The sequence below is a fragment of the Amycolatopsis sp. NPDC005003 genome, from assembly GCF_053600695.1.
In genome coordinates, this window is record NZ_JBSGAI010000070.1 from 1 (window position 1) to 23,318 (window position 23,318).

The 23,318-nt window shown below is 70.8% G+C and carries 16 protein-coding genes; 8 read left to right on the top strand and 8 right to left on the bottom strand.

Annotated elements, in window-relative coordinates; all coding sequences use genetic code 11:
• Nucleotides 1-277: 277 nt before the first annotated feature.
• Nucleotides 278-793, bottom strand: a complete 516-nt coding sequence (locus ACWED2_RS44695; RefSeq protein ID WP_449696590.1) for a dihydrofolate reductase family protein — start codon at nt 791-793, stop codon at nt 278-280.
• A gap of 30 nt (nt 794-823) precedes the next feature.
• Entirely contained in the window at nt 824-1,609 is a 786-nt protein-coding gene (locus ACWED2_RS44700; protein WP_449696591.1) for an enoyl-CoA hydratase-related protein, read from the bottom strand.
• Nucleotides 1,610-1,763: 154 nt separating this feature from the next.
• Between ACWED2_RS44700 and ACWED2_RS44705 the strand changes: the two genes are divergently transcribed.
• Entirely contained in the window at nt 1,764-4,838 is a 3,075-nt protein-coding gene (locus ACWED2_RS44705; RefSeq protein ID WP_449696592.1) for a glycoside hydrolase family 2 TIM barrel-domain containing protein, read from the top strand.
• A 21-nt stretch (nt 4,839-4,859) separates the two neighbouring features.
• Here ACWED2_RS44705 and ACWED2_RS44710 read toward each other — a convergent pair whose 3' ends face one another.
• On the bottom strand, nt 4,860-5,798 hold the full coding sequence (locus ACWED2_RS44710) for an AfsR/SARP family transcriptional regulator (protein ID WP_449696593.1): 939 nt from the start codon (nt 5,796-5,798) through the stop codon (nt 4,860-4,862).
• A 277-nt stretch (nt 5,799-6,075) separates the two neighbouring features.
• Between ACWED2_RS44710 and ACWED2_RS44715 the strand changes: the two genes are divergently transcribed.
• Genes ACWED2_RS44715 through ACWED2_RS44725 form a run of 3 tightly spaced genes read left to right on the top strand, consistent with a single transcriptional unit; the run spans nt 6,076 to nt 8,786 of the window.
• Entirely contained in the window at nt 6,076-7,053 is a 978-nt protein-coding gene (locus tag ACWED2_RS44715) for a UbiA family prenyltransferase (protein WP_449696594.1), read from the top strand.
• Nucleotides 7,054-7,065: 12 nt separating this feature from the next.
• Complete coding sequence (locus ACWED2_RS44720) at nt 7,066-8,130, top strand: sensor histidine kinase (protein WP_449696595.1); 1,065 nt, start codon at nt 7,066-7,068, stop codon at nt 8,128-8,130.
• Nucleotides 8,127-8,786 carry a response regulator gene (locus tag ACWED2_RS44725; protein WP_449696596.1) on the top strand — a complete coding sequence of 220 codons (660 nt, stop codon included), beginning with the start codon at nt 8,127-8,129 and terminating at the stop codon, nt 8,784-8,786. The genes ACWED2_RS44720 and ACWED2_RS44725 overlap by 4 nt, the downstream gene beginning before the upstream one ends.
• Before the next feature lie 338 nt (nt 8,787-9,124).
• On the opposite strand, the gene ACWED2_RS44730 is transcribed toward ACWED2_RS44725, so the two are convergent.
• Both ACWED2_RS44730 and ACWED2_RS44735 read right to left on the bottom strand, forming a co-directional pair.
• Nucleotides 9,125-10,600, bottom strand: coding sequence for a hypothetical protein (locus tag ACWED2_RS44730; protein WP_449696597.1), 1,476 nt, complete (start codon nt 10,598-10,600; stop codon nt 9,125-9,127).
• A gap of 3 nt (nt 10,601-10,603) precedes the next feature.
• The gene (locus ACWED2_RS44735; RefSeq protein WP_449696598.1) at nt 10,604-14,287 is read right to left on the bottom strand and encodes an ACP S-malonyltransferase; all 3,684 of its coding nucleotides are present in this window, start codon (nt 14,285-14,287) and stop codon (nt 10,604-10,606) included.
• A 410-nt stretch (nt 14,288-14,697) separates the two neighbouring features.
• Here ACWED2_RS44735 and ACWED2_RS44740 point away from each other — a divergent pair, with 410 nt between their 5' ends.
• Entirely contained in the window at nt 14,698-15,894 is a 1,197-nt protein-coding gene (locus tag ACWED2_RS44740; RefSeq protein WP_449696599.1) for an MFS transporter, read from the top strand.
• Nucleotides 15,895-16,156: 262 nt separating this feature from the next.
• Here ACWED2_RS44740 and ACWED2_RS44745 read toward each other — a convergent pair whose 3' ends face one another.
• Nucleotides 16,157-17,014, bottom strand: a complete 858-nt coding sequence (locus tag ACWED2_RS44745; protein WP_449696600.1) for a hypothetical protein — start codon at nt 17,012-17,014, stop codon at nt 16,157-16,159.
• 357 nt (nt 17,015-17,371) lie between these two features.
• On the opposite strand from ACWED2_RS44745, the gene ACWED2_RS44750 reads away from it, so the two are divergent.
• From ACWED2_RS44750 to ACWED2_RS44760, 3 genes are read left to right on the top strand one after another with little or no spacing between them, the layout of a single operon-like run.
• On the top strand, nt 17,372-19,024 hold the full coding sequence (locus ACWED2_RS44750) for an AMP-binding protein (RefSeq protein ID WP_449696601.1): 1,653 nt from the start codon (nt 17,372-17,374) through the stop codon (nt 19,022-19,024).
• Nucleotides 19,024-20,004 (top strand): phosphotriesterase family protein, encoded by a 981-nt coding sequence (locus ACWED2_RS44755; RefSeq protein WP_449696602.1) that lies wholly within the window; start codon nt 19,024-19,026, stop codon nt 20,002-20,004. The genes ACWED2_RS44750 and ACWED2_RS44755 overlap by 1 nt, the downstream gene beginning before the upstream one ends.
• 14 nt (nt 20,005-20,018) lie before the next feature.
• Entirely contained in the window at nt 20,019-20,645 is a 627-nt protein-coding gene (locus tag ACWED2_RS44760) for a TetR/AcrR family transcriptional regulator (RefSeq protein ID WP_449696603.1), read from the top strand.
• 54 nt (nt 20,646-20,699) lie between these two features.
• On the opposite strand, the gene ACWED2_RS44765 is transcribed toward ACWED2_RS44760, so the two are convergent.
• Together ACWED2_RS44765 and ACWED2_RS44770 are read right to left on the bottom strand one after the other, a co-directional pair.
• Complete coding sequence (locus ACWED2_RS44765) at nt 20,700-21,578, bottom strand: alpha/beta fold hydrolase (protein ID WP_449696604.1); 879 nt, start codon at nt 21,576-21,578, stop codon at nt 20,700-20,702.
• 138 nt (nt 21,579-21,716) lie between these two features.
• Entirely contained in the window at nt 21,717-23,219 is a 1,503-nt protein-coding gene (locus ACWED2_RS44770; protein WP_449696605.1) for a hypothetical protein, read from the bottom strand.
• Nucleotides 23,220-23,318 lie beyond the last annotated feature (99 nt).

Below are 23,318 nucleotides of genomic sequence, written 5' to 3' on the forward strand. Positions count from 1 at the left end.
ACCCGACCGCCGACTGAAGAGAAGGCTGGGATGAGGGGCGGGGGAGGTCTGGTGACGTCGTGGTCGGCTTGCGCTCCCGGCCTGCGGTTCGCGTGTTGGCCCGGACGGCTTGCGCCGTTGGTCGGCTTGCGTTGCCGGCCGCCGGTCCGCAACGACGAAGCACCCCCGGAGATGTGCGGGTCTGCCAATCACCCGAGCGGGAACAGCCGAGCAACCGCAGCCATCGCGCTTCGGAGGTGAACAGGATGTTCGCCAACCGAACCTACGCATTACCCGGCTAGCGGAGCACCCGGTACCAGTTCGGGCGCAGGCGTTCCAGCCTGACCGTGACCCCGCCGGGACGGTCGAACACCCGGACCCCGTCGCCGAGGAGGACCGGGACCGGCAGTGCGAGGATCTCGTCGAGCACCCCGGCCTCGAGGCACTGCCGGGCCACGTCGGCGCCGAGGACGTTGACGTACTTCTCACCGGCAGCGGCCTTGGCCGCCGAGACGGCCGAGGGAAGGTCGCCGGCGAAGTGCACGCCGGGGGCGGGCGCCGCGGGACGACGGGTGAGGACGAACTGCGGCCCCTCCCAGCCGCCGCCGAACGCGTTCCCCTCGCCCGGGCCGCCGCGGTGCGGGTCGTCGCCGTCGTAGGTGCGGCGGCCCACCAGCAACGCTCCGATGCGGGGGATCAGGGCGTCGACCGCCGGGTCGGGGTGCAGGTGTGGCGTCAGCCAGGACATGTCGCCGCCCGGGCCGGCGAGGAAACCGTCGATCGAGCAGCTGAACGCGTAGAGCAACTTGGCCATGCCGGTACCGACGACCGGGACGGCGGAAACTCATCGGTGCGGCGGGAACCTCGGCGGCCGGCGCTCGTTCCAGCTCGCGAGCCCCTCCGTCAGCTCGGGACGGCCGAACGACTCGATCATCAGCTCCGTCGCCGCCCGGGCCGCCTCGGAAAGCGGCAGCAACGCCTCCCGCCCGAACTGCTCCTTCATCACCGCCATCGACCGCGGCGCGCTGTACGTCGCCAGCTCCGTCGCGTACGCGTGCGCGCGCAGCTGCAGCTCGCCGGCCGGGACGACCTCCTGGACCAGGCCGTAGGCCAGGGCTTGCTCCGCGGTGAACGTCCGCCCGGACAGCAGCAGGTCCCGGGCCCGGCCCTGGCCGACCAGCTCCGGGAGCAGCTTCGCGATGCCGTACTCGGCGATCAGGCCGCGACGGGCGAACGCGGTGGTGAACTTCGCGCCCGCGGCCGCGAACCGGACGTCCGCCGAACAGGCGATGACGAACCCCAGGCCGGCGCAGCCGCCGTTGACCGCCGCGACCACCGGGACCCCCACCGAGGCCGCCGCCAGCACGTCCCGGAAGTTCTCGCCGCCCTCCACCGGGGGGCCCGCGGCGATCGTGTCGAGCAGGCCCAGGTCGGCGCCGGGGCAGAAGGCCTTGCCCGCCCCGGTGACGACGACCGCGCGGATCTCCCGGTCGGCGTCCGCCTGCCGCAGCAGGGCGCCGTAGCGGGCCTGCATCGGCACGTCCATCGCGTTGCTGCGGTCCGGCTTGTCGAACGTGCACGTCGCGACCGCGCCGTCCGCCTCGTACCGCACACCATCCACAGTGGACATCGCCGCCTCCTCGGGGTCATCCCCATACTAAGCGGTCGCTTGGGCTTGAGTCGAGTGCGGAGTTCGAAATTATCGAACCCTTTGATTGTCCGGAAACCTCTGTGCCATAGTGCTTTCCGCCTGCACCGTCGCCGCGCTGGAAGGGGCCTGCCCGATGCCGGAAGAAGAGCCGAGCGGTTTCCCCAGGCGGGTCGTCCTGGGCGGCGTCGGCGCCGCCGTCGCCGTCTCGGCCGTCGCGCCGGTCGCCCGGGCCGCCGACGCGCTCACGCAACCGGGCGCGGCCCGGGAAAGCGATTTCACGGCCGGCTGGCGGTTCGCGCTGGCCAACCCCGACGGCGTCACCGATCCCGGCGGCCGCTTCGCGGACGCCCCGAAGCCCGGCTTCGACGACTCGGCGTGGCAGGTCGTCGACGTCCCGCACGACTGGAGCATCGAGCTCCCGCCGACGGGCAAGGGCACCGACAGCGGTTCCGGCTTCTTCCGCGGCGGCCTCGGCTGGTACCGCAAGACGTTCACGCTGCCGCCGTCGCTCGAGGGCAAGCGCGTGTCGGTGGAGTTCGACGGCGTCTACTCGGACGCCCACGTGTACCTCGACGGCGAACTGCTCGGCAACCACCCGTACGCCTACACGGGGTTCGCCTTCGACCTCACCGGGCGGCTGCACACCGACGGCCGGACGCCGAACGTGCTCGCCGTGCGCGCGACGAACCCGCTGCCCAGCAGCCGCTGGTACTCGGGCAGTGGCATCTTCCGCCGCGTCCGCCTGGTCGTCACCGAGCCCGTGCACGTGGCCCGGCACGGCACGTTCGTCACCACGCCCGACATCGCCGCCGGCCGGGGCACGGTCCGAGTGGCCACCGACGTCGTCAACGACTCGGGAACGCCGGTGACGGCCGAGGTGCGCACGACCGTCACCGACCCGGCGGGCCGCGTGGTGGCGACCGGTTCGACGAGCGTGCCGCTCCCCGGCGGCCGGACGGCGGCCGCGGTGACCGTGCTGCGGGTCGAGCGGCCCCAGCTGTGGGCGTTCGGCACGCCCAGGCTCTACCGGCTGCGGACCGACGTCGCCGTGGCCGGGCGCGTGCTCGACACGACGACCACGGACTTCGGCTTCCGCTACACCGAATTCCACCCGGACAACGGGTTCTCGCTCAACGGCAAGCCGGCGAAGCTGCGCGGGGTCAACCTGCACGCCAGCCAGGGCGCGCTCGGGGCGGTGATCGACCCGGCCGCGCTGGAACACCAGATGCGGCTGATGCTCGCGATGGGCGTCAACGCGCTGCGGACCGCGCACAACCCGCCGGACCCGCAGCTGGTGACGGTCTGCGAACGGCTCGGGATCGTCATGATGGTCGAGGCGTTCGACTGCTGGCGGACCGGCAAGCTCGAGTACGACTACCACCGCGACTTCGACGAGTGGAGCCGGCGCGACATCGCCGAAATGGTGCACGCGGCCAAGAACTCGCCCGCGGTGGTGCTGTGGTCGATCGGCAACGAGGTGCCGGACGCGTCGATGGCGGGCGGCCCGGAGATCGCCGCGGGCCTGATCGCCGCGGTCCGGGCGATCGACGGTACCCGGCCGATCGTGATGGGCTCGGACCGCTACCGCGGGGTGCCCGCGCCCGGCTCGCCGCAGGACCTCATCCTGAAGCAGCTCGACGGCCTCGGCGTCAACTACAACACCGCCCAGTCGATCGACGGGCTGCACAGGCAGTACCCGGACAAGTTCTTCTTCGAGTCCGAGTCGTCGTCGGAAACTTCGACGCGTGGCGTCTACCAGGAACCCGACCTGCTCAACACCGGCGAGAACCACACGCCCGGCAAACGGGCGACGTCGTCCTACGACAACAACCTGGCTTCGTGGACCTTCAGCGGCGAGTACTCGCTGAAGAAGGACCGCGACCGGAGGTTCTGCCAGGGCCAGTTCCTCTGGGCCGGGCAGGACTACCTCGGCGAGCCGACGCCGTACGACGTCTTCCCGGTCAAGACGTCCTTCTTCGGCGCGGTCGACAGCGCCGGCCTGCCCAAGGACGCCTTCCACCTGTTCCGCAGCCAGTGGACCACCGCGCCGATGGTGCACCTGACCCCGATGGACTGGACGGACCACCGGCCCGGCGAACCCGTCGCGGTGTGGGTCTATTCCACTGTGGACACCGTGGAGCTGCTGCTGAACGGGAAGTCCCTGGGCACCAGGAAGTTCGACCGCAAGACCACCGTGGACGGGCGCTCGTACCTGGAGACGACCGAGCCCGCGGGCGACGACAAGAACGACCCCTCCGGCAGCTACACCAGCCCCAACGGCGGCACCGGCAAGCTGCACCTGACCTGGACCGTGCCCTTCGAGCCCGGCACGCTGACCGCGATCGCCCGGACCGGCGGCCGCGAGGTGGCGCGCGACGAGCTCGTCACGGCCGGGCCGCCTCGCGCGGTCGAGCTGAGCGTGAACACGTCCGGCAGCCCGGTGATCGCCGGGGCGATGACGTTCGTGACGGCGTCGGTCGTGGACGCACACGGGGTCGTCGTCCCCGGTGGCGAGCCGGTGCTGCGCTTCACCGTCGCCGGGCCCGGCCGGATCGCCGGCGTCGACAACGGGCGGCAGGAGCTCGCCCAGGGCTACCAGCAGCCGACGATCCCGGCGTTCAAGGGGCTGGCCGTCGCGGTCGTCGCGGCGACCGGCGGCCGCGGGCCGATCACCGTCACGGCGAGCGCTCCGGGGCTGGCGCCGGGCAAGCTCACCTTGCCGGGCACGTCACTCGGACAGCGCCACGGCCCGGGTGCGCGCGCGGCCGAGGCACCCGTGGTCCCGGCCGTCTCGGCCGCGGACGCGAGCTACTCGGGCGCCCCGGACACGCTGCCGGCCGCGATGCTGGACGGGAACCCGGCCACCGGCTGGTCCAACCACTACGTCAAACCGGCGACTTCGACGCTCGCCGCGGTGAGCAGGCCCCGGCCGCAGGACTGGGTGTCGCTGGCCTGGCCGTCGGCCCAGCGGATCAGTGCCGTCACGGCGAACTTCGTCGTGGACGCGAAGCTGGCGCTGCCGGTCGCCGTCGAAGTCGCGTACCGCACGGCCCGGGGCTTCGAGCCGGTGCGGAACCTGCGGATCACGTGGGGGACCGGGGCGGACGACCCGGCGTCGTTCGCCTTCGACCCGGTCGTCACGACGGAGGTGCGGGTGACGATGACCGCGAAGGGCTTCCTGCGGATCAGCGCGCTGCTGGCCCGGTAAGAGCGGAGGCACCGGCGGGGCTCATCGGCGTGGCCCCGCGGTCCACGACGCGGGCCGCGCGCCGGGGCGGGTTCTCGGCCGCGGCGCCGTGCCGGGGCGCGCGCGGCCGGCCCGGGCCGTGGCGGGGGCGGGCGTGCGGAGCTCGCCCCGGACACCCCTGGCGAAGATCCGCCGCGTGGTCTCGGTCGGCCGTACGTCCAGGTCGTCGCGCAGGCGCCGGACGCACATCCGGTGCCAGTTGCGCACCTGGCCGAGCTCGCCGCGCCGGGCGTGCAGGACCATCAGCGTCTGGTACGTCTCCTCCTGGTACGGGTCGATGTCCAGGATCCGGCGGCACAGCTCGAGGACCTCGGCGTGGTCGTCCCGGCGCAGCGCGTCGGCGCGCAGGGAGGTCAGTGCCTGGAGGGCCAGGGCCCGGTAGTACTCCCGCTGCTCGACGACCCAGTCCCCGGTCTCCCCGGTCAGGAAGTCGCCGGTGTACAACCGGGCGGCTCGCCGGTACCAGGCCACGGCCCGCGCTCGCGAACCCCGTGCCTCGGCGGCGTGGGCTTCGCGCAGGGCGCTGTCGAACTCGTCGACGTCCAGCCACAGGTCCGTGGCGGTGAGCCGGTAACCGTGCGCGAGACTGGCGATCTCGACCGGCCGCCCGCCCGCCGGCGGTTCGAGGGCCCGGCGGACGGCGTGCACCGCCACCCGCAGCGAGCTCGCCGCCGACGACCACGCGGCCGCCGGCCACAACGTCTCGAACAGCCGCTCCCGCCGCACCACCCGGCCGCGGTTCACGAGCAGGTACTGGAAAAGGCTGCGGGCCTTGCCCGCGTTCCAGGCCACCACCGGTTCGCCCGCCAGGTACACCTCGAAAGCTCCGAAGCACCGGACCGCGAGCGCCGGGTCGTGATCATGGTGGTCGCCCCGGCCGTTCCGGACTTCCGAAACCTCTGAACCCGTGTCGCCTCGCATGACGTCAGCCCCGATCAAATCATAGATCACACAAGTGGATCAAACGGCGAACAACAAATCGAACTCACCGTTCGGACGTTAGTCGTTCAGCATCGGCTGCTCAAGAACCGGAGGCCCAAGGAAGAGCCGGTTCAGGACGATGGTCTAAGTGCCGTGTCACCAACGTCGTACTGCTTTTCGACCTCCAGTAATGCCCGCACTGTTCTTTGTGGTGCAGAAAGCGCAGTCTTCGATTGGTTCTGCTTTTTTCCGGTCACTTGCCGAGTGGAGGTGACTGATGTCGACAACGGTTTTTTCGCGCAGCCCGGCCCACTTCGACACCCAGGCCGGCCCGGCCCGGTCCGCACCGGTGTCCCGGCTGCGACGGCTCCGCGGCCGGTGGCGGCTCGGGTGGCAGGAGGCGCGGCCGGTGGTGCAGGCCATCTTCCTGCTGCGGTTCGCCGCGGGCGCGGCCCTCGGCGGGGCCGGCGACGCGCACGGCGCGGGCGGCCGGCTCGCGCTCGTGGTGGCCGGGCTCGGCTGGCTCGCCACGACCTGGGCGATCTACCTGGTGAACGGGGTGGCGGACGTCGTCGAGGACCGCGCCAACGGCACGGCCCGCCCGATCGCGCGCGGGGACCTGCCCCGGCGGTCGGCCACCAGGATCGTGGCGGGCCTGGCCGCGGCCGGGCTCGCCGCGGCGGCGGTGGTGTCCCCGGTCCAGGTCCTGCTGACCGCGGCGATGCTCGGGGTCGGCTGGGCCTACTCGCTGGGGCCGTGGCCGCTGAAAGCGAATCTGGCCGGGTTCGTCGCGGCGGTGACCGCGCTGGGAATGCTGACCTACCTGGCCGGTTGGTCGGCGGCGGGCGGCGGGCCGCTCAGCGGGCCGATGTTCCTCTTCGGCCTTATGATGTCCCTCTGGATGGGACTGGGTGGTTCGACGAAGGATCTTGCCGACGCGAAGGGTGACCGGCTGGCCGGCCGGAGGACCTTGCCGGTCCTTCTCGGTGGTCGCCGTGCCCGCGTGGTGATGGCGATTGCGGCGAGCTCGGTCGGCTGGACGTTCAGCATTCTTTGCGCGATCAAGGCGATCGGCGTGCTTCCCGCCGCCGCGGTCGTCTTCGCCGGTTCGGTAGCGCTTTCTGTCACGGTGCTCACGCCGTTGAGCCGCGGTGCCCGGTCAGCGGAACGCCGCCCTTATCGGGTGTTCATGGTGACACAATACTGCGCACACATCGTTTTGTTCGGCTGCCTTGGGATTGCTTCGCCGCTGTGAGACAATCCACGCGTGGCCGATGCGAATTTGATGTTTCCCGCCGAGCTCCGGCATGCGGCGGTGCTCTCTTTCCGCGACCACCTGCAGGCGGCGGGTAATCGGCTGGCCGAAATCCCGGAGGCCACCGCCCAGCTGCTGCGCCAGGCCGAATCCGTGCTCGACGACATCGAGACCGCACTCGGCGGTTCCCGGCCGCCCGAGAGCGAGGGGGAGCGGCTCAGCGTGGAGATCGGGGCCAGCCGTGCCGTCCGGGGGGTTCACCCGATCGAGTCGGCGCACGCCGCGGTGACGATGTTCCAGGTCCTGCTCCCGATCGTCCTGGACCGGACCCGGGCCGACGGCGACCCGGAAACCAGGCTGCGCACCGCCGCCGGTGTGCTGCAGGAGTCGATCATGCTCCGCGTCGGGATCGGCGCGGTGTCCTACGCGAGCTTCCTCCTCGAGAAGATGAACCACGCGCACCGCGACGAGCGGCGCCGGATCGGCCGAGAACTGCACGACCGCGCCGCGCATTCGGTCGGCGTGGTGCTGCAGGACCTCGACCTGTACGAGGTTTACGCCGCCAGGGATCCGGCGCGCGCGATGACCCGGATCGTCACCGCCCGCGCCGCGTTGCGCGAAGCCCTCGACCTGATCCGAGGGGTCGCCACCGAACTGCGGGAGTCCGCGGTCGAGGTCGGCGGTCTCGCGAAGGCGCTCGACGACTACGTGGCCACCCGGGTCCCGCCGAGCATTCACACGACCGTGTCGGTGACCGGTGACGAGCAGCTGCCGGACGATGCGTGCGAGGAGCTGTACCTCGTGCTCCGCGAGGCCATCCGGAACGCCGTCCTGCATTCGAGCGCGCGCACGCTCGAGGTGACCGTCACGGTCACCGACGCGGAAGTGCACGCATCGGTGCGGGACGACGGGCAGGGGTTCGACCTCGCCGCCGCGCTGGTGGCGCGGTCGGGTGTCGGGCTCTCCTCCATGCGCGAGCGCCTCGAGCTCCTGGGCGGGACGTTCACGATCACCGCGACGCCGGACATCGGGACCACGATCTCGATCGCCGTCGCGCACCTCGGAGCCGGGAAATGACCGTGGCGCGCGAACCGAAGGTCACCATCGTCGTCGCCGACGACCACACCCTGTTCCGCCAGGGGCTGTGCGAGCTGCTGGCCACGGACCCGGAGTTCGCCGTGACCGGCGACGCGGCCCACGGGGACGAGGCCGTCGCGCTGGTGCAGCGGCTCCGGCCGAACATCCTGCTGCTCGACGTCGAGATGCCCGGGCCGAGCGCGAAGGCGGTGATCGAGCGGGTCGGGCGGATGTCCCCCGACACCGCCGTGGTCATCCTGACCATGCACGACGCACCCGCGGTCGTGCGTGACCTGCTGGACAGCGGCGCGGCGGCGTACCTGGTGAAGAGCATCGCCCGCGACGAGCTCATCTCCGCGATCCGGTCGGTGAGCCGCTCCAAGGACAACGTGCTGCTGTCGGTCCCGCGGGCGACGATGGAGTCGCTGGAGCGACGGCAGGCGCAGCGAACGCTGTTGTCCGAACGGGAGCTCGAGGTCCTCCGGCTGGTCGCCGCGGCGATGAGCAACGCCCAGATCGCCTCGCGCCTGTTCATCAGCGAGGGCACCGTGAAGCGGCACCTCACCAACATCTACGGGAAGCTGGGCGCGGCGTCCCGGGTCGACGCGATCAACAAGGCGGTCCAGGCCGGCTTCATCGAAGCCATCGACCACTGATCGAAGAGTCCATTGAGGACGAACACGTAACCGTTGCGTAGCGCCGGAACGCCATCCTCCAGGTATCGAGAACCAGCGACAGCACTGGAGGTTTCCCATGGCGGAGATGTGGGTCGATTCGACACCCCAGCCGTGCCCGCGGTGTTCGCGGTCGACGGTGCTGGCCACGTTGCGGTGGCGGCGGCAATGGGTGCACGTGGGCACCTGGAAGCCCGAGTGCGAGCGGGCTCCCGCACCGGTGGCCCGCCCCGGCGCCTTCGCCGGCGCACACAGGTGAGGCGCGGCAACGGAAATCCCCGGCCACCTCGGGTGGCCGGGGATTCTCTCGTCCGGTTTTCTCAGGCGGTGAGGGGGAACCGGAAATTCCGGAAGACCTCCGGCTCGGCGCTCTGCCGTCCCCGCATCCGGAGGGCGTAGCCGATCAGCGCGTGGTCCAGCATGTAGAGCCGGTTCCCTTCCGCACGGCCGCCGTCGGAAAGACGGCTCGTGACCCAGGCCACGGCCGAGCGGCCGCCGTACCGGGCCGACGGTGTGTAGAGCTTGCCCGCTTCGCCGATCTCGCCGAGCATGTTCAGCGCGTAGCTGAACGGATAGGGGCGGTTGACCCGGTCCAGGTCGGTCCGGTCCAGGTCGGGGTAGGAGCCCACCAGCCGGTCCAGGCCCTCGTCGGTGATCAGGTCCATCCGCCCGGTCAGCATGGCCGTTTCGATCATGTACGGGTAGGCGATCCCGTTGCGGAAGAAGTTCGCGCCGGGATCGGCGTGGTCCCACTGTCCCAGCACGTCTTCCACGAAGGCGTTCAGGTCCGGCACCTCGTCGGACAGCCGGCCGAGGTTGTGCAGGGCCACGAGGTAGTACAGCCCCATGTGGGTCCGTTCCACCGGGTCGATCCGGCCCAGCAGGTCCTTCGCCTCCGCCAGCCGGTCCTTCCGGTAGGTCAGGTACTCGGGGCGGCCGGCCATCGCGATGGCGTTCAGCATGGTCAGCAGCGGGTAGATCGTCCCGAAGTCCTCGGACATCGGCTGCGGGAAGGCGGGCGGGACGGCCAGCTCGTCGGCGCGGTCGAGGTGGTCCAGCGTCTCCTTCAGGTAGTCCCGCGGCCCGTCGAAGGTGTGTTCGTCGAAACCCAGCAGCGAGATCGCCGAAAGCAGCATGGACCCGCCACGCCCGCGGAAGAACGGCGCGGGGATCCGCTCCAGGAGGTCCAGCGCCTCGCGGACGTGGTTGCGCTCGCCGGTGACGAGCCGGTCGGCCATGCCCAGCTGGCCGAAGGCGAGGAACACCGCGGTGTAGGCGGAAAGCCGCTCGTAGTCGCCGTGCCGGCCGCTGTTCTCGTCCTTGATCCGGTCCGGCCGGATCCGGTCGGTCGCGGCGAGGATCTCGGCTGGGAAGTCCATCCACTCGTTGACCAGCAGCTTGCGGTCCAGGCCGAGCTTGGCGAACGCGGCCATGAGGATGCAGCCCGCCGTGACGCGGTAGTAGGCGTTCCCCTCCGACCGGACGGCGTCCACGACGTCCCCGGCCGCCGAACCGACGTCGACGCGGGTGAAGTCGACGGCCGGGTCCGTCACGTTCAGGATCAGGTCCGCCAGCCGCCGGGCGAACAGCGTGTAGGAGTTCGACGGCGGTACCTTCGCCGCCAGCAGGTCGAACGTGTGCCGGATCCGTCCGGCGGCGACGGGGTCGTGGTCGACGGGGTACTGGCCGAGCCCGATGCCGCGCACCATGCGGCTCCACGGGGTCGCGATCATGCGTGACTCGGTGGTCAGCTCGTCCAGCCCTGTCACCGGCAGCACCGGCGCTGCACAGTCCATGGGTCAGCCCTCCTTCTCTCGGGTCTCTCGGGTGTGCGACAGCCGGGTGGTGTGCCGGGGGCCGGCCGCCGGCCGCGTGCCCGGCTGCGGTGTGCGCGGGGCGCGGTGGCCGGGAACCGCGCGGCGGTGGGGGGTGTGCCCGGTGGCCGCCGGGAGCCGCCGGGTGCGCTCCAGGTGAGCCGGCGACGGCACCGCCGTCCCCAGGAACTCCGTCCGCTCCCCGGTGAGCATCTCCAGCGCCCAGTTCAGCCACTTGACGCCCTCGCAGTAGATGGCCACCGGCCGGCGCTGCACCTGGTAGGTGTCGGTCAGCGTCCCGTCCAGCTCGGCCTGGAAGTGGAACGGCGGCATGGCCGCGAAATGGGTGCCCATCATGAAGACGAGCCGGATCACCCAGTAGGGATCCTTGAGGTCCTGGGACTCCGGGTCGTCCCGCTGCACGGCCGTCATCACGGAGCCGAAGTAGTCCTCCAGCCCGCGCGGCTGCGCCGGGTCGACCGCTTCGCCCCTGGCCACCACATCCCGGACCCGGTAGGACTTCTGGTACGGGTTCCCCGCCGCGAAGTCGATGTCGACCCGAGGCGTCCGCCCGGGGCCGGTCCGGACCCGCAGGGCGAACTGCTCGTAGTGGATCTCGTCGTAGTGGCCGAGGGAGTTGTGCCAGGGTTTGTTGTCGTACATCGCGTCGTCACGGGTGTCGGCGCCGTCGCTCTTGAAGCCGATGGCCCGCGGGTCGAGGAACCTGATCCCCACCGACTCCGCCGTGACCGCCGCCAGCGCCGCGTCGATCTCCCGGCGCGGTGCGCCCGTTTCGATCAGCCGCTGGGCGTGCAGCAGCGGCGCGGGGTCCTCGATCTTGATGTTCTCGGTGTTCGTGTCCCCCATCACCAGGGAGTGGAACCGTGGTTCCAGGACCCGGAGGTACTCCGGGTGCGCCCGGAACCGGGCCAGCAGCGCCGGCACGTTGAGGTAGGTGACGCCGTCGATGACGATCCGTTCGGTGTCGAGCAGCTCCGGGGAGAAGGTGCGCGGTGCCGTGCGCCGGCAGAGCGCCAGGCGGTCCTCGATCTTCCGGAAGTAGGAGATGTCCAGGGTCTCGCCCGGGGCGGGGACGCGGTTCACGGTGTGCACGTTCCGGTTCAGCACCCGGAAGACCTGCTCGTAGAGGCGGGCGACCACGGCCGGGGGCGGCGAGTTCCGCTCGACGAACCGGCTGATCTCCACGCCCGGGACGTAGCTCATCTCGTAGACGACTTCCTTGCAGGTGGCCTTGCCGTCGCCCCGCGGAGCCGGGATCACCCGCTCCTGGATGTCGTACACCTCGGGGAAGTACCGGCGCACCGGCTCGGGCAGGGCCTGCAGGTACTCCGCCTGCTTCTTCGCCTTGGTGAACGGCGGCAGCATCACGCCCCGGCCCTCGGGGTTCCAGCCGACCGTGGTCAGCGCCTCGCTCAGGATCTTGCGGACGGTGGTCCGGTCCTCGCCGTCCTTCCGCAGGAAGATCGTCATGGACTCGCTGCCGCCGGCGCCGAAGCCCAGGACGCGTTCGCCGATGCCGACGTAGGCGTTGACCGTGCCGGTCAGCACCCGGCGGCCCTGGGCGTAGCGCAGCACCTTCCCGTTTTCCACGGTCATGGACAGGACGCACTGGTCCTCGAACTCGTCGAGCGCCCGGTGGACGCCCCTGGCCCGGATGCCGGCGGGGGAGGACACGGAGATGACGTCGGCCCGGTGCGGCCCCAGGTCCAGGCCGGCGGGGTCGAGCGCGGACCCGAGCGAGAGGATCAGGCAGTTCCCGCCGAGGTGGATCCGCCGGCCCCCGCTCTCGACAGCGCTGTCGAGAGCGCCGTCGAGGACGACGGCACGCGTGGCGGAAGCGAGGTCTTTCGCCGACCACAGCGGGACGCCCTCCGGCGAGACGAGGGGCAGCTCGGGGCGGGTGAGCGAGGAGAGCAGCCGGTCCAGTGCGGCCTCCAGCCCGGGGCCCGCCCTCAGCGACAGCTCGTGGAGGGCCACGACGTCGGTCACCGGCGCCGCGCCGGAGGCCGCCAGGGCCGCCAGCCAGCCGGCGAGGTCGCTTCCCTCGAGGTAGCAGTCGTTCTGGCGGAACAGCGCCGGCCGGTCGTGCCGGAGCGCCCGGAACAGGGTGTGGCGGCGCTCGACGGCCGCCTCGCCGTGGTCCGTTCCGCGGTCGAAGTGGACCACCACGACCTCGGGCTGCGCGGCCGTGTCGACACTCCGGTCGACGACCTCACCCGCACGGTCGACGATCCTGAGCTCGGTGCGGACCCGGCCCGGGTGGTCGCCGGTGATCCGCTTCTTCTGCCGCGCCCGCAGAACCAGCTCGCCGCGACCGATGTCGATGTCACCGCGGTGCCGGTAGGTGTGCTGGAAGACCTCGAGGAGCTCGTGGAAGGCCGGTGCGGCGTCCCGCTCGGAGCGGAGCATCTCGTCGGTGATGACGCGCCGCATGACCCCGAGGAGGTACCGCTCGCCGAAGGAGCTCGTCGAGGCCAGCCGGAAGAGGTCGCGCAGGGTGCCGAGCTGCCGGCCGGTCAGGCGGTCTCCCGAGCCGCGCAGCTCCGCCAGCTCGGCCAGCAGGTCGTCCACCAGCTTCAGCACGCGGAGCAGCGGGTCCGCGGCAGCCGCGGTCCCGGTGTAGGCGGTCACGGGTTCCGTGGTGCCGTTGTCGTGCAGCAGCCGCACGGACTTGTCACCCGGCCCCAGCTCGACCACCAGGTCGGGCCGGAGGCCGGCGAGCGTGGCCACGGTCTCCCGCGACGCCATGACCTCGTCGGTGATCGCGAGGATGCCGTCCCGGACCTGCTCGGCGGTGCTCAGCAGGCCGGCACCGTGGTTCGAGACCACCGGGACGGCGGGCTCGGAGAACACGATGCCGTTCGCGGCCATGAACGCCTCGAGCGCCTCGCGCACGCCGCTCATCCGCTCGGAGTGGGCGAGGAATTTCGTCGGCTTCTTCAGCTCCTCCGACCGGATCCCGGGCAGTCCCGCGGTGAACCCGTCGAAATCCGCCTTGACTCCGGACCGCACGTACAGGTTCGTCTGCCGGTCCGAATAGTGCTTGTGGATCTCGACATCCGCTTTCGGGTACCTTCTCCCGATTTCGTCGAGAGCGGCGACGAGATCTTCGGTGTCCCCGTTCAGGGCGATGACGTGGAACGGTTCGGGCACCAGTGCGCGGCCACGCAGCGAATCGGGGAGGTGGACGGCGACTTCGCGGGCGACCGGCTCGTCGGGAACCTCGCCCTCGGCGGCCACCAGCATCAGCGGCGTGAAAGCCCGCGCGATCTTGACGCCGTCACCGATGGACAGCGCCCCGCTCGCCACCGCGGAGGTGATGATCCCGAAACTCTCCCCGGTGTAGGCCACGAAATCGAGGTGAATCCCGTTCTTGGCCGCCGTGTTCCGCAGGTGGGCTTCCAGGGCGAGGCTGTGCACCAGGATCGCGCTCCCGATGAAGGCCTGCCGGGCCAGCTTTCCCGCCGGCAGGTTCTCCGGGATCGGCAGGAGTTTCTCCGGCCGGTCGGGAAAACCCAGTGCCCGCGCGGCCTGCCGGTGGATTTCGAGCACCTCCGGGCTCCCGGAGTCCAGCAGGTGACGGCCGAGATCCCGGTACGCCGCGCGGCTGCCCAGACCGGGGAAGACGCCCGCGACGCGCCCCGGCACCCCGGGCCGGGGGTGGCGCCCGCGCGGGTCCGGGCTCGAACGTGAACAGGACCGAACCAACCTCATGGTGTCTCCCGGGTTTGTCCATGGCGGAAACGGGGAATCCTGTGCATTTACGCCGTATCCCGCCGGTTCGACGTCGCGGGTGACGACGTCGCAGGTGATGTGCGTTCGATATCGACGGTATGAGCGCCGGGCACCACGCTCAAGCGATTCGGTGCTGGAGAAGCCGATGAGGCAGGCCGGGCGTGTCACGAAGGTTTTCGCGATGTCACGAAGGTCGTAGTGATGATTCCACCTACGATGGCGGCGCCCGTTTCGGCGCGCGCCTACGATGAGGTGATCGATGATGATGAGGTCATTCACCCACGAGGTTTATGCAGTGAACAAATGGGATGGAGGGTAGAGTCATGCCTATCGGGCTTCTCGCCTTGGCGCTGGGAGGCTTCGGCATCGGGCTGACCGAATTCGGGATCGTGGGTCTGCTGCCCCAGGTGGCGGCGGATTTCGGGGTCACCGAGCCGGTGGCCGGATACCTGGTCTCGGGCTACGCGCTCAGTGTCGCGGTCGGCGCCATCGCGCTCACCCTGGCGATCACCAGGTTCGACCGCAAGAAAGTGTTGCTCGGGCTGATGGTGCTGTTCATCGCCGGCAACTTGATCTCGGCCATCGCACCGGTCTATTCGGTGATGCTGCTCGGCCGGATCATCGCGGCTCTGTGCCACGGCGCGTTCTTCAGCGTCGGTGCGGTGGTCGCCGCGGAGATGGTCGCGGAAAACAAGAAGGCCAGCGCCATCGCGCTGATGTTCGGTGGCCTGACCGTGGCCAACGTGCTCGGTGTGCCGCTCGGCACCCTGCTCGGTCAGCAGCTCGGCTGGCGCTCGACGTTCTGGGCGATCACGGTCATCGGTGTCATCACCATGATCGGCATCGCGGTGCTGGTGCCGCGGCCGGAGGGCATCGCCCGGACCAGCGTGCGTGGTGAGCTCGGCGTCTTCCGCCGTCCTCAGGTCTGGACCTCGGCGGCGATCACCGTGCTGTCCTACGGCGGCATGTTCGGCGCGTTCACCTACATCGCCTTCACGTTGACCGAGGTCAGCGGCTTCGCCACCAGCACGGTGCCCTGGCTGCTCGTGCTGTTCGGGGTCGGCATGTTCGCCGGCAACTTCATCGGCGGCAAGGCGGCCGACAAGGCGCTGGACAAGTCCCTGATCGTGATCCTCGCCCTGCTCACGGCGGTGCTCGTGGGGTTCGCGCTGACCGCGCACAGCCAGATCCTGACGATCGTCTCGCTGTTCCTGATGGGCACCGTCGGCCTGGCCACCGCCCCCGGTCTGCAGCTGCGGATCATGCGGTACGCCGACGACGCGCCGACGATGGCGTCGGGCACCAACATCGCGGCCTTCAACATCGGCAACGCGCTCGGCGCCTGGCTGGGTGGGCTGGCTCTGGCCGCCGGCCTCGGGTTCGTCTCGCCGCTGTGGGTCGGTGCCGGGGTCAACGTCGTGGGGCTCGCCGTCCTGGCGGCCGGAACGGCGGCGGCGCGCCGGCACCGCGATCGGGTCGGCGAGGCACCGCGGAAGAGTTCCGAGGCCGTCACGAGCTGACGCCGTCACGCATCCGGGCTGGACGCCCGCTTCCCCACGGGGGAGCGGGCGTCCGGTGTTCCCGGCGGAGCCGCGGATCGTGGGGGACCGGGTCGAACGACCCGACGACGTTCACGTTCGACCGGCCGACCACCGGCGAGCCCGCGGCTCGCGACGGCCGGCGGGTCCGGCGGGGACCGCGGAGATCCCCGCGAACCGGGCCCGGCCCGCGAGCGGGGGTGCCGCGGCCCGGCGAGGCGCACCCCTCGCCGGGCCTTGTGCGTTACCGGCTACAGGGCGCGAGCGCGTCGAGGCCCTGCGGCTTGGCCGCGTTGCGGCCGATGGCGGTGGCGATCCGGTTGATCGTCGCCACGCGCTTGTCCTCGAGCGGGCCGAGGATGGCGTTCTGGACGAAGTTCGGGCCGCCCTGGCCGACGGTCGTCTGCAGGCGGTTGTTGGCTTCGGCGACCTGGGTGTTCAGCAGCTCGAGGTTGCGCTGCACCTCCGCCTGGGCCTGGGCGGGGATGGCCGGGAGCCGGCTCGCGACGTCCGGGCAGGAGATCTTGCCGACGCCGGCGTTGCCGGTGTTGCCGCTGTTGCCCTGGTTCCCGTTCTGGCCGTTGTTGCCGTTGTTGCCGCTGTTGTTCTGGCCGCCGTTGCCGGTGCCCTGGGCCGGTGCCGGAGCGGCGGCACCCGCGCCGCCGACCGAACACGTGGCCAGGCTGTCGAGGCCTTGCGGCTTCTCGGCGCGGCGCCCGATCGAGATGGCGATGCGGTCGATCGTGGACTTCCGCTTGTCCGCCAGCGGGCCGAGGATGGCGTTCTGGACGAAGTTGGGGCCGCCCTGGCCGACGGTCGTGCGGAGCCGGTTGTTGGCTTCGTTGATCTGGGTGTTCAGCAGGTCCAGGTTGCGCTGCACTTCGGCCTGGGCTTGCGCGGGGATGGCCGGGAGCTTGCTCGCCACGTCGGGACAGCTGATCTGGCCGACCGCCGCCTGACCGCCCGAGGCGGCGTTGGCGGCGTTGGGGTCGCCGACGGTCGTGGCGATCGCCAGTGCCCCGCCCGCGATCGCGAGGGCGAGGGCGCCCGTCGCGATCTTCGTCCGCCGGGAGAGGCGGTGTCGTCCACCGGAAGCAGGCATGAATGACTCCGTTTTCGTACGTGAGTTAGCGTGAACATATGGGTACTCCGCCGTGTTCGGGGGATACGGCGGGGTTATCTGATGGGGCGGACCTGTCTGGTCGCCGACGACCATGGTGGCGTGTCGACCTGGGGTTTGTCCAGTGTGATCGGTGCGAAAAAGAAGATATGAACCATTTCGAACCGGGGTACGTGTACCCCGGTGAAGGCGGCATCTGGCTGCATTGTTTTGGTGTGGCTTCTTGCGCACGGGAATTGTCGTGCGCAATTTTGGCGCGCCCGGACGGGCTTGACGCGGGCCGCCGTGTCCTCCTAGCGTCGGCATACCGACCGGTCGGTGTCCAAAGGAGGTCACTGGATGAGCTGGTACGACGCGAAGCCCTGGCTCGCGAGCTACGACGAACGGGTGCGGGCCGCCGGAGCGGCGAAGCCGACGACGCTGCCCGAGTCGTTCCGCCGCGCCGTGGACCACGTCCCGGACCGGGCCGCGATCGCTTACTTCGACGCGCGGCTGAGCTACCGCGAGGTCGACGAGCTCTCCGACGGCGTCGCCCGGTACCTGGCGGCGCACGGCTTCGCCCGCGGCGACCGGCTCGCCCTGGTGCTCCAGAACATCCCGCAGTTCGTCATCGCCCTGCTCGGCGCGTGGAAGGCCGGCGGGATCGTGGTGCCGGTCAACCCGATGTACCGCGAACGCGAGCTCACGCACGTGTTCACCGACGCCGGGGTGAAGGCGGTCGTCTGCGCGCAGCGCGGCTGGAACGCCTTCATCGGCGAAACCGCGGCGGCGAACGGCGTCGGCATCGCGCTCACCACCAGCGAGCTCGAGTTCCAGACCCGCGACGACGAGCGCGTCCTGGCCAAGGTCGAGAAGGAGGAGACGCCGGGTGCGACCGAGCTACTCGAAGCCGCGGCGACGCCTGGCCCGAAGCCGCCCGAGCCCGCCTTCGCCCTCGACGACGTCGCCCTGATCAGCTACACCTCCGGCACCAGCGGCACGCCGAAAGGTGCCACCAACACCCACGGCAACGTCGGCACCAACGCCGCCGCGCTCGGCGCCTTCAGCGGCCTCCCGGCCGGCTCGACGCTGTTCGGGCTCGCGCCGCTGTTCCACATCACCGGCATGGTCTGCGAGCTCGGCTCCGCGATCGACATCGAGGGCACCCTGGCCCTGGCCTACCGCTTCGAGCCGGGGGTCGTGCTCGACGCGTTCCTCGAGCACCGGCCGTCGTACACGGTCGGGCCGTCGACGGCCTACATGGCGCTGATGGCGCACCCGTCGTTCAGCCGGGCGCACTTCGACTCGTTCGCGCTGCTGTATTCGGGCGGCGCCGCGCTGCCGCCCGCCGTGGTCGAGGCCTTCCGCGCGAAGACCGGGCACTACATCCACAACGGCTACGGCCTCACCGAGACCACGGCGGGCTGTGTCGTCGTCCCCGGCACCCTCGAAGCGCCGATCGACCCGGACTCCGGCACCATCTCGATCGGCCTGCCGGTGCCGGACACGATCGTCCGGATCCTCGGCGAGAACGGCGAAGAACTGCCGCCCGGCCAGGCGGGGGAGATCGCCGTCGAGGGCCCGATGGTGGTCTCGGGCTACTGGAACCGGCCGGACGCCACCGCCGAGGCGCTGCCCGGCGGGCGGCTGCTCACCGGTGACATCGGGTTCATGGACGAGCGCGGCTGGGTCTACGTCGTGGACCGCAAGAAGGACATGATCAACGCGTCCGGCTTCAAGGTCTGGCCGCGCGAGGTCGAAGACGTCCTGTACACGCACCCGGCGGTCCGCGAAGCCGCCGTCGTCGGGATCGCCGACTCCTACCGCGGCGAGACGGTCAAGGCGTACGTGAGCCCGGCGCCCGGGGCGGCCGCCGATCCCGCGGAGCTGGTCGCCTGGTGCAAGGAACGGCTCGCCGCCTACAAGTACCCGCGCACCATCGAGGTGCTCGACGAGCTGCCGAAGACCACCAGCGGCAAGATCCTGCGCCGCGAGCTGCGGGCGCGTGGCTGATGATCGAGACGGTTCGCGGCGCGATCGCGCCGGAAGCGCTGGGCCGGGTGCTCATGCACGAGCACCTCTTCGTGCTGAGCCCCGAATTCGCCGACAACTACCCGGAGCACGAGGGGTTCCGCGAGGACGAGCACGTCCCCGAAGCGATCCGGCGCCTGAAGGAGCTGAAGGACGCCGGGATCGACACGATCGTCGACCCGACGGTGATCGGCCTGGGCCGCTACATCCCGCGCGTGCAGCGGGTGGCGGCCGAGGTCGACGTCCACATCGTCGTCGCGACCGGGCTGTACACCTACCACGACGTACCGCACTACCTGCACTTCCGCGGCCCCGGCACGCTGCTGCAGGGCGACGACCCGCTGGTCGGGATGTTCGTCGGGGACATCCGGGACGGCATCGCCGGCACCGGCGTCAAGGCCGGGCTGCTCAAGTGCGCCACCGACGAACCGGGGGTGACGCCGGGCGTCGAGCGCGTACTGCGCGCGGTGGCGCAGGCGCACGTCGAGACGGGCGCGCCGATCATGACGCACACGCACGCGGGCACCCGGCGCGGGCTGGAGCAGCAGGAGATCTTCGCGGCCGAAGGCGTCGACCTGACCCGGGTGCTGATCGGGCACTCGGGTGACTCGGCGGACCTGGGCTACCTGACGGAGCTCGCCGACTCGGGTTCGCTGCTGGGGATGGACCGGTTCGGCCTGGACCTGCTGCTGCCGTTCGAGGAGCGGGTGAACACGGTCGCGGCGCTGTGCGAGCGCGGGTACGCGGGCAGCATGGTGCTCTCGCACGACGCCTCCTGCTACATCGACTGGCTGCCGGCCGCGCAACTGCCGGTGATCGCGCCGAACTGGCACTACCTGCACATCACCCGGGACGTCCTGCCGGCGCTGCGCGAGCGCGGGGTGTCCGAAGCGGACATCACGACGATGCTCGTGGACAACCCGCGGCGGTTCCTGGCGTGGCGTTATCCTGGTGCGTCCTGAGAGGGGGTCCTGCGGTGACTCGAGCAAGCACCCGCAAGCCGGGCGAGGCCACCGGCGACGACCAGGCGGCCGTGCCCCGGCGGCTGCTGGAGCACGCCACGAAGCTGTTCGCCAAGAAGGGCTTCGACCGCACGTCGGTGCAGGAGATCGTCGAGGCGGCGGGCGTCACCAAGGGCGCGATGTACCACTACTTCGGCTCGAAGGACGACCTGCTCTACGAGATCTACGCCCGCGTGCTGCGCGAGCAGACCCGCCAGCTGGAGAGCGTGGCGTCCTCGGACGCGCCCCTGCGCGAGCGGCTCGCGGCGGCGGCGTCCGACGTCGTGGTGTCGAGCATCGACAACCTGGACGACAACACGATCTTCCTGCAGTCGATGCACCAGCTGTCCCCGGACAAGCAGAAGGCGGTGCGGGCCGAGCGGCGGAAGTACCACGAGCGGTTCCGCGGGCTGGTCGAGGAGGGGCAGGCCTCGGGGGAGTTCCGCACCGACAAGCCGGCCGACGTGGTGGTGGACTTCTTCTTCGGGGCGGTGCACCACCTGGGGTCGTGGTACCGGCGAAGCGGGTCGCTGACGGCCCGGCAGATCGGCGACCACTACGCCGACCTGCTGCTGGACGCCCTGCGGCCGCCGGTGGGCTAGGGCCGCGTCGGCAGACCGTCACCGGGACCTCGCTCAACGACCTGTGCGCACCCGCTAGTGGCGCTGGAAGTGGTCCAGCAGCAGGGCGCTCACCTCGTCGGGCGCCTCCATCGCCATCCACTGGCTCGCGCCTTCGATGATCTGGAAGCGGTACTCCGCGTCGATGTGGTGGACCGTCTGCTCCGCCGCGCTCTGGCCCAGGTACGGGTCCTCGCGGCCCCACAGGTACAGGGTCGGGACCTTGATGCGGCCCGCCGGGATGTCGAACTCGTCGTTCGTGGCTCCGCGGTACCAATTCAACGTGGCCGTGAGGGCGCCCGGTTCCGAAAGGCGGGCCACCGCGCCTTCGACGATTGCTTTCGGAATCCGCCGGCTGTAAACAGCCCGTAATTGCGCGGCTTCGTCGCGTAAGAGGTATTTCTCGGCTTTGCCTTCCTCGCGGCGGAAGAAGCGGATGTAACCCAGGTCGTGTGACTGGCCGTCGTCGGTGGCCACCGCGCGTTGGAGGGCCGCCGGGTGGGGGGTCGACAGCACGGTCAGGGACCGGAGGCGGGCCGGGTGGGCCGCCGCCAGCGCCCAGGCCACCATGCCGCCCCAGTCGCGGGCGACCAGGTGGAAGCGGTCCGCTCCCTGGCTGCCGGCGAACGCGAGGGCGTCGCCGACCAGGTGGTCGAGCGTGTAGTGCTCGACGCCGTGCGGGCGCGCGCCCGCCGCGTAGCCGCGTTGGTCGACGGCCAGCGCGCGGTAGCCCGCCTCGCCGAGGGCGTGGAGCTGCTCGGTCCAGGAGTCGGCGAACTCGGGCCAGCCGTGCAGCAGCAGGACCAGTTCGCCCGAGGCGGGCCCGGCCGCGAGCGCGCTGTGGTGGTGATCGCCGACGGTGACGGTCAATCGCTCCAGCGCGCCGGTGTCGGCCGGCGCGACGGCTGTTTCCATGGCGCACAGGTTAGATCCGGGAGTCCGCGAGAACCATGGGAAGAAGGGCATTTTTGTCACCCTTTTGCCCGCGAAGTGGCCTGGCTCACAGAATTTTCGCTCAGGTGAGCGAAAATTCCGAAAGAAACTGAATTTTCTTCACGAATTCGCGGCCAGTCGCCCCAGGTCGACCACGGCCTTGTCGAACGTGAAGACGTCGGCCGGGAGGTGCTTCGCGGAGTCGGCGTTCCCGAGCAGGGTGACGTAGCAGCCGTAGTCGATGGCGTACCCGTCGTACAGCCGTCCCGGGCGGCGCGGGTCGACGACGCCGCGCCGGAGGATGTGGAGCAGCCGCGCGTCGCAGAGTGTGTCGATCGCCGCCGGGCGGTCCCGGGCCGGGAGCAGGAACGTCCGGCACCGGCGCCGGCCGATCACTTCGTCGACCAGCAGGCCGAGGACCCGGTCGGCGCCGGCGTCCCGGCTGATCACCGACTGCTTGTCGCGCAGGTACCAGTCACGGGCCGCCCGGCGCACGTGCGCCAGGGTGATCCGCCGGTCGTGGGCCTGCTGGGCGGCCAGGGCCGCGATGTTGATCGCGTCGCGCGGGACGCCCTCCGCCGCCCGGACGAGCTCGGGGAACGCGCCGCGGTGGAAGGCGGCGTCGACGAAGTCGCCGGGCACCGCCGCCGGCAGCATCGAGGCCAGGATCGGCCGGGCGTGGCTGGCGAACAGCTCCCGGAAGAACGCCCGGGCCGCCTCCGGCGACTGGTCGAAGACCAGGGCGTCGTCGAGGCTGACGGCGGACGCCGCGTCCGAGCCGACCTCGATGCCGAGGTAGTCGTCGTCGAGCGGGACGAAGAAGCGCGCGCGGTGCTCGATCGCGGCGATCTTCACCGTGACCCCCCGGGTGGGCAGGACGCTGCGGCGCAGCAGGTCCGCCAGGAACGGCTGCAGGTCGACGGGCACGCTGCTCCATTCGTCGAGCAGCAACCACAGCCGGGCGGGCCGGACACCGTCGGCCACCGCCTGCACGGCCCGGCTCAGCGGGCCGAACAGCACGCGGTGCTGCTCGACACCGGTGCGTTTGCGGCGGCTCGACGCGGTGGCCGAAGCCCGGTGCCGCGCCGAAGCCCGGGCGCCGCCTTTCGCCGTCACCGACAATTCCGCCGTGCATTCCCGTTCCACGGCGTCTCCGAAAGTCTGTTCCTGTTCCGTTTCGCCGATGACTTCCACTTCGGTGGCCGCGGCCACCAGCGCGTCGAGGCCGCGCAGCAACGTGTCCGGGAAATCGCCGTCGACGGCGAAGGCGAAAAGCCGGTCGTGCACGGCTTCGAGGGTGTCGACCAGCAATTGCGTGCCGCGCTGGGCGGGGCTCAGCGCGGTGTTGGCGTACAGGCCGCCGGTGGAGCCGATCGTCCGCAGGTCGAGGTGGATCGCGAGATCACCGGTGCGCTCGACCAGCTCCTGCAGGTGGAGCAACGCGTGCGTCTTTCCGGTGCCGCGGCGGCCGAACAGGATCTGGTGATCGGCGGAATTGATCATCGCGGAAAAAGATCCGGCGGCGACGTAGGTCGCGGCCAGTGTCGAACGGTCCACGCTTTCGGCCCGCCGGGGAATGCGCATCAGCGCCTGGTTGAGGTGCATCTGGATGGCCTGCGCCATGGCAACCAGCCTACGGCAGCCATCGTTCCGGGCGGCACGGCCGAATGTGTTGCAGAACGCGGAAACGGCCCATTCCCCGCCGGGAACGGGCCGCTTCCG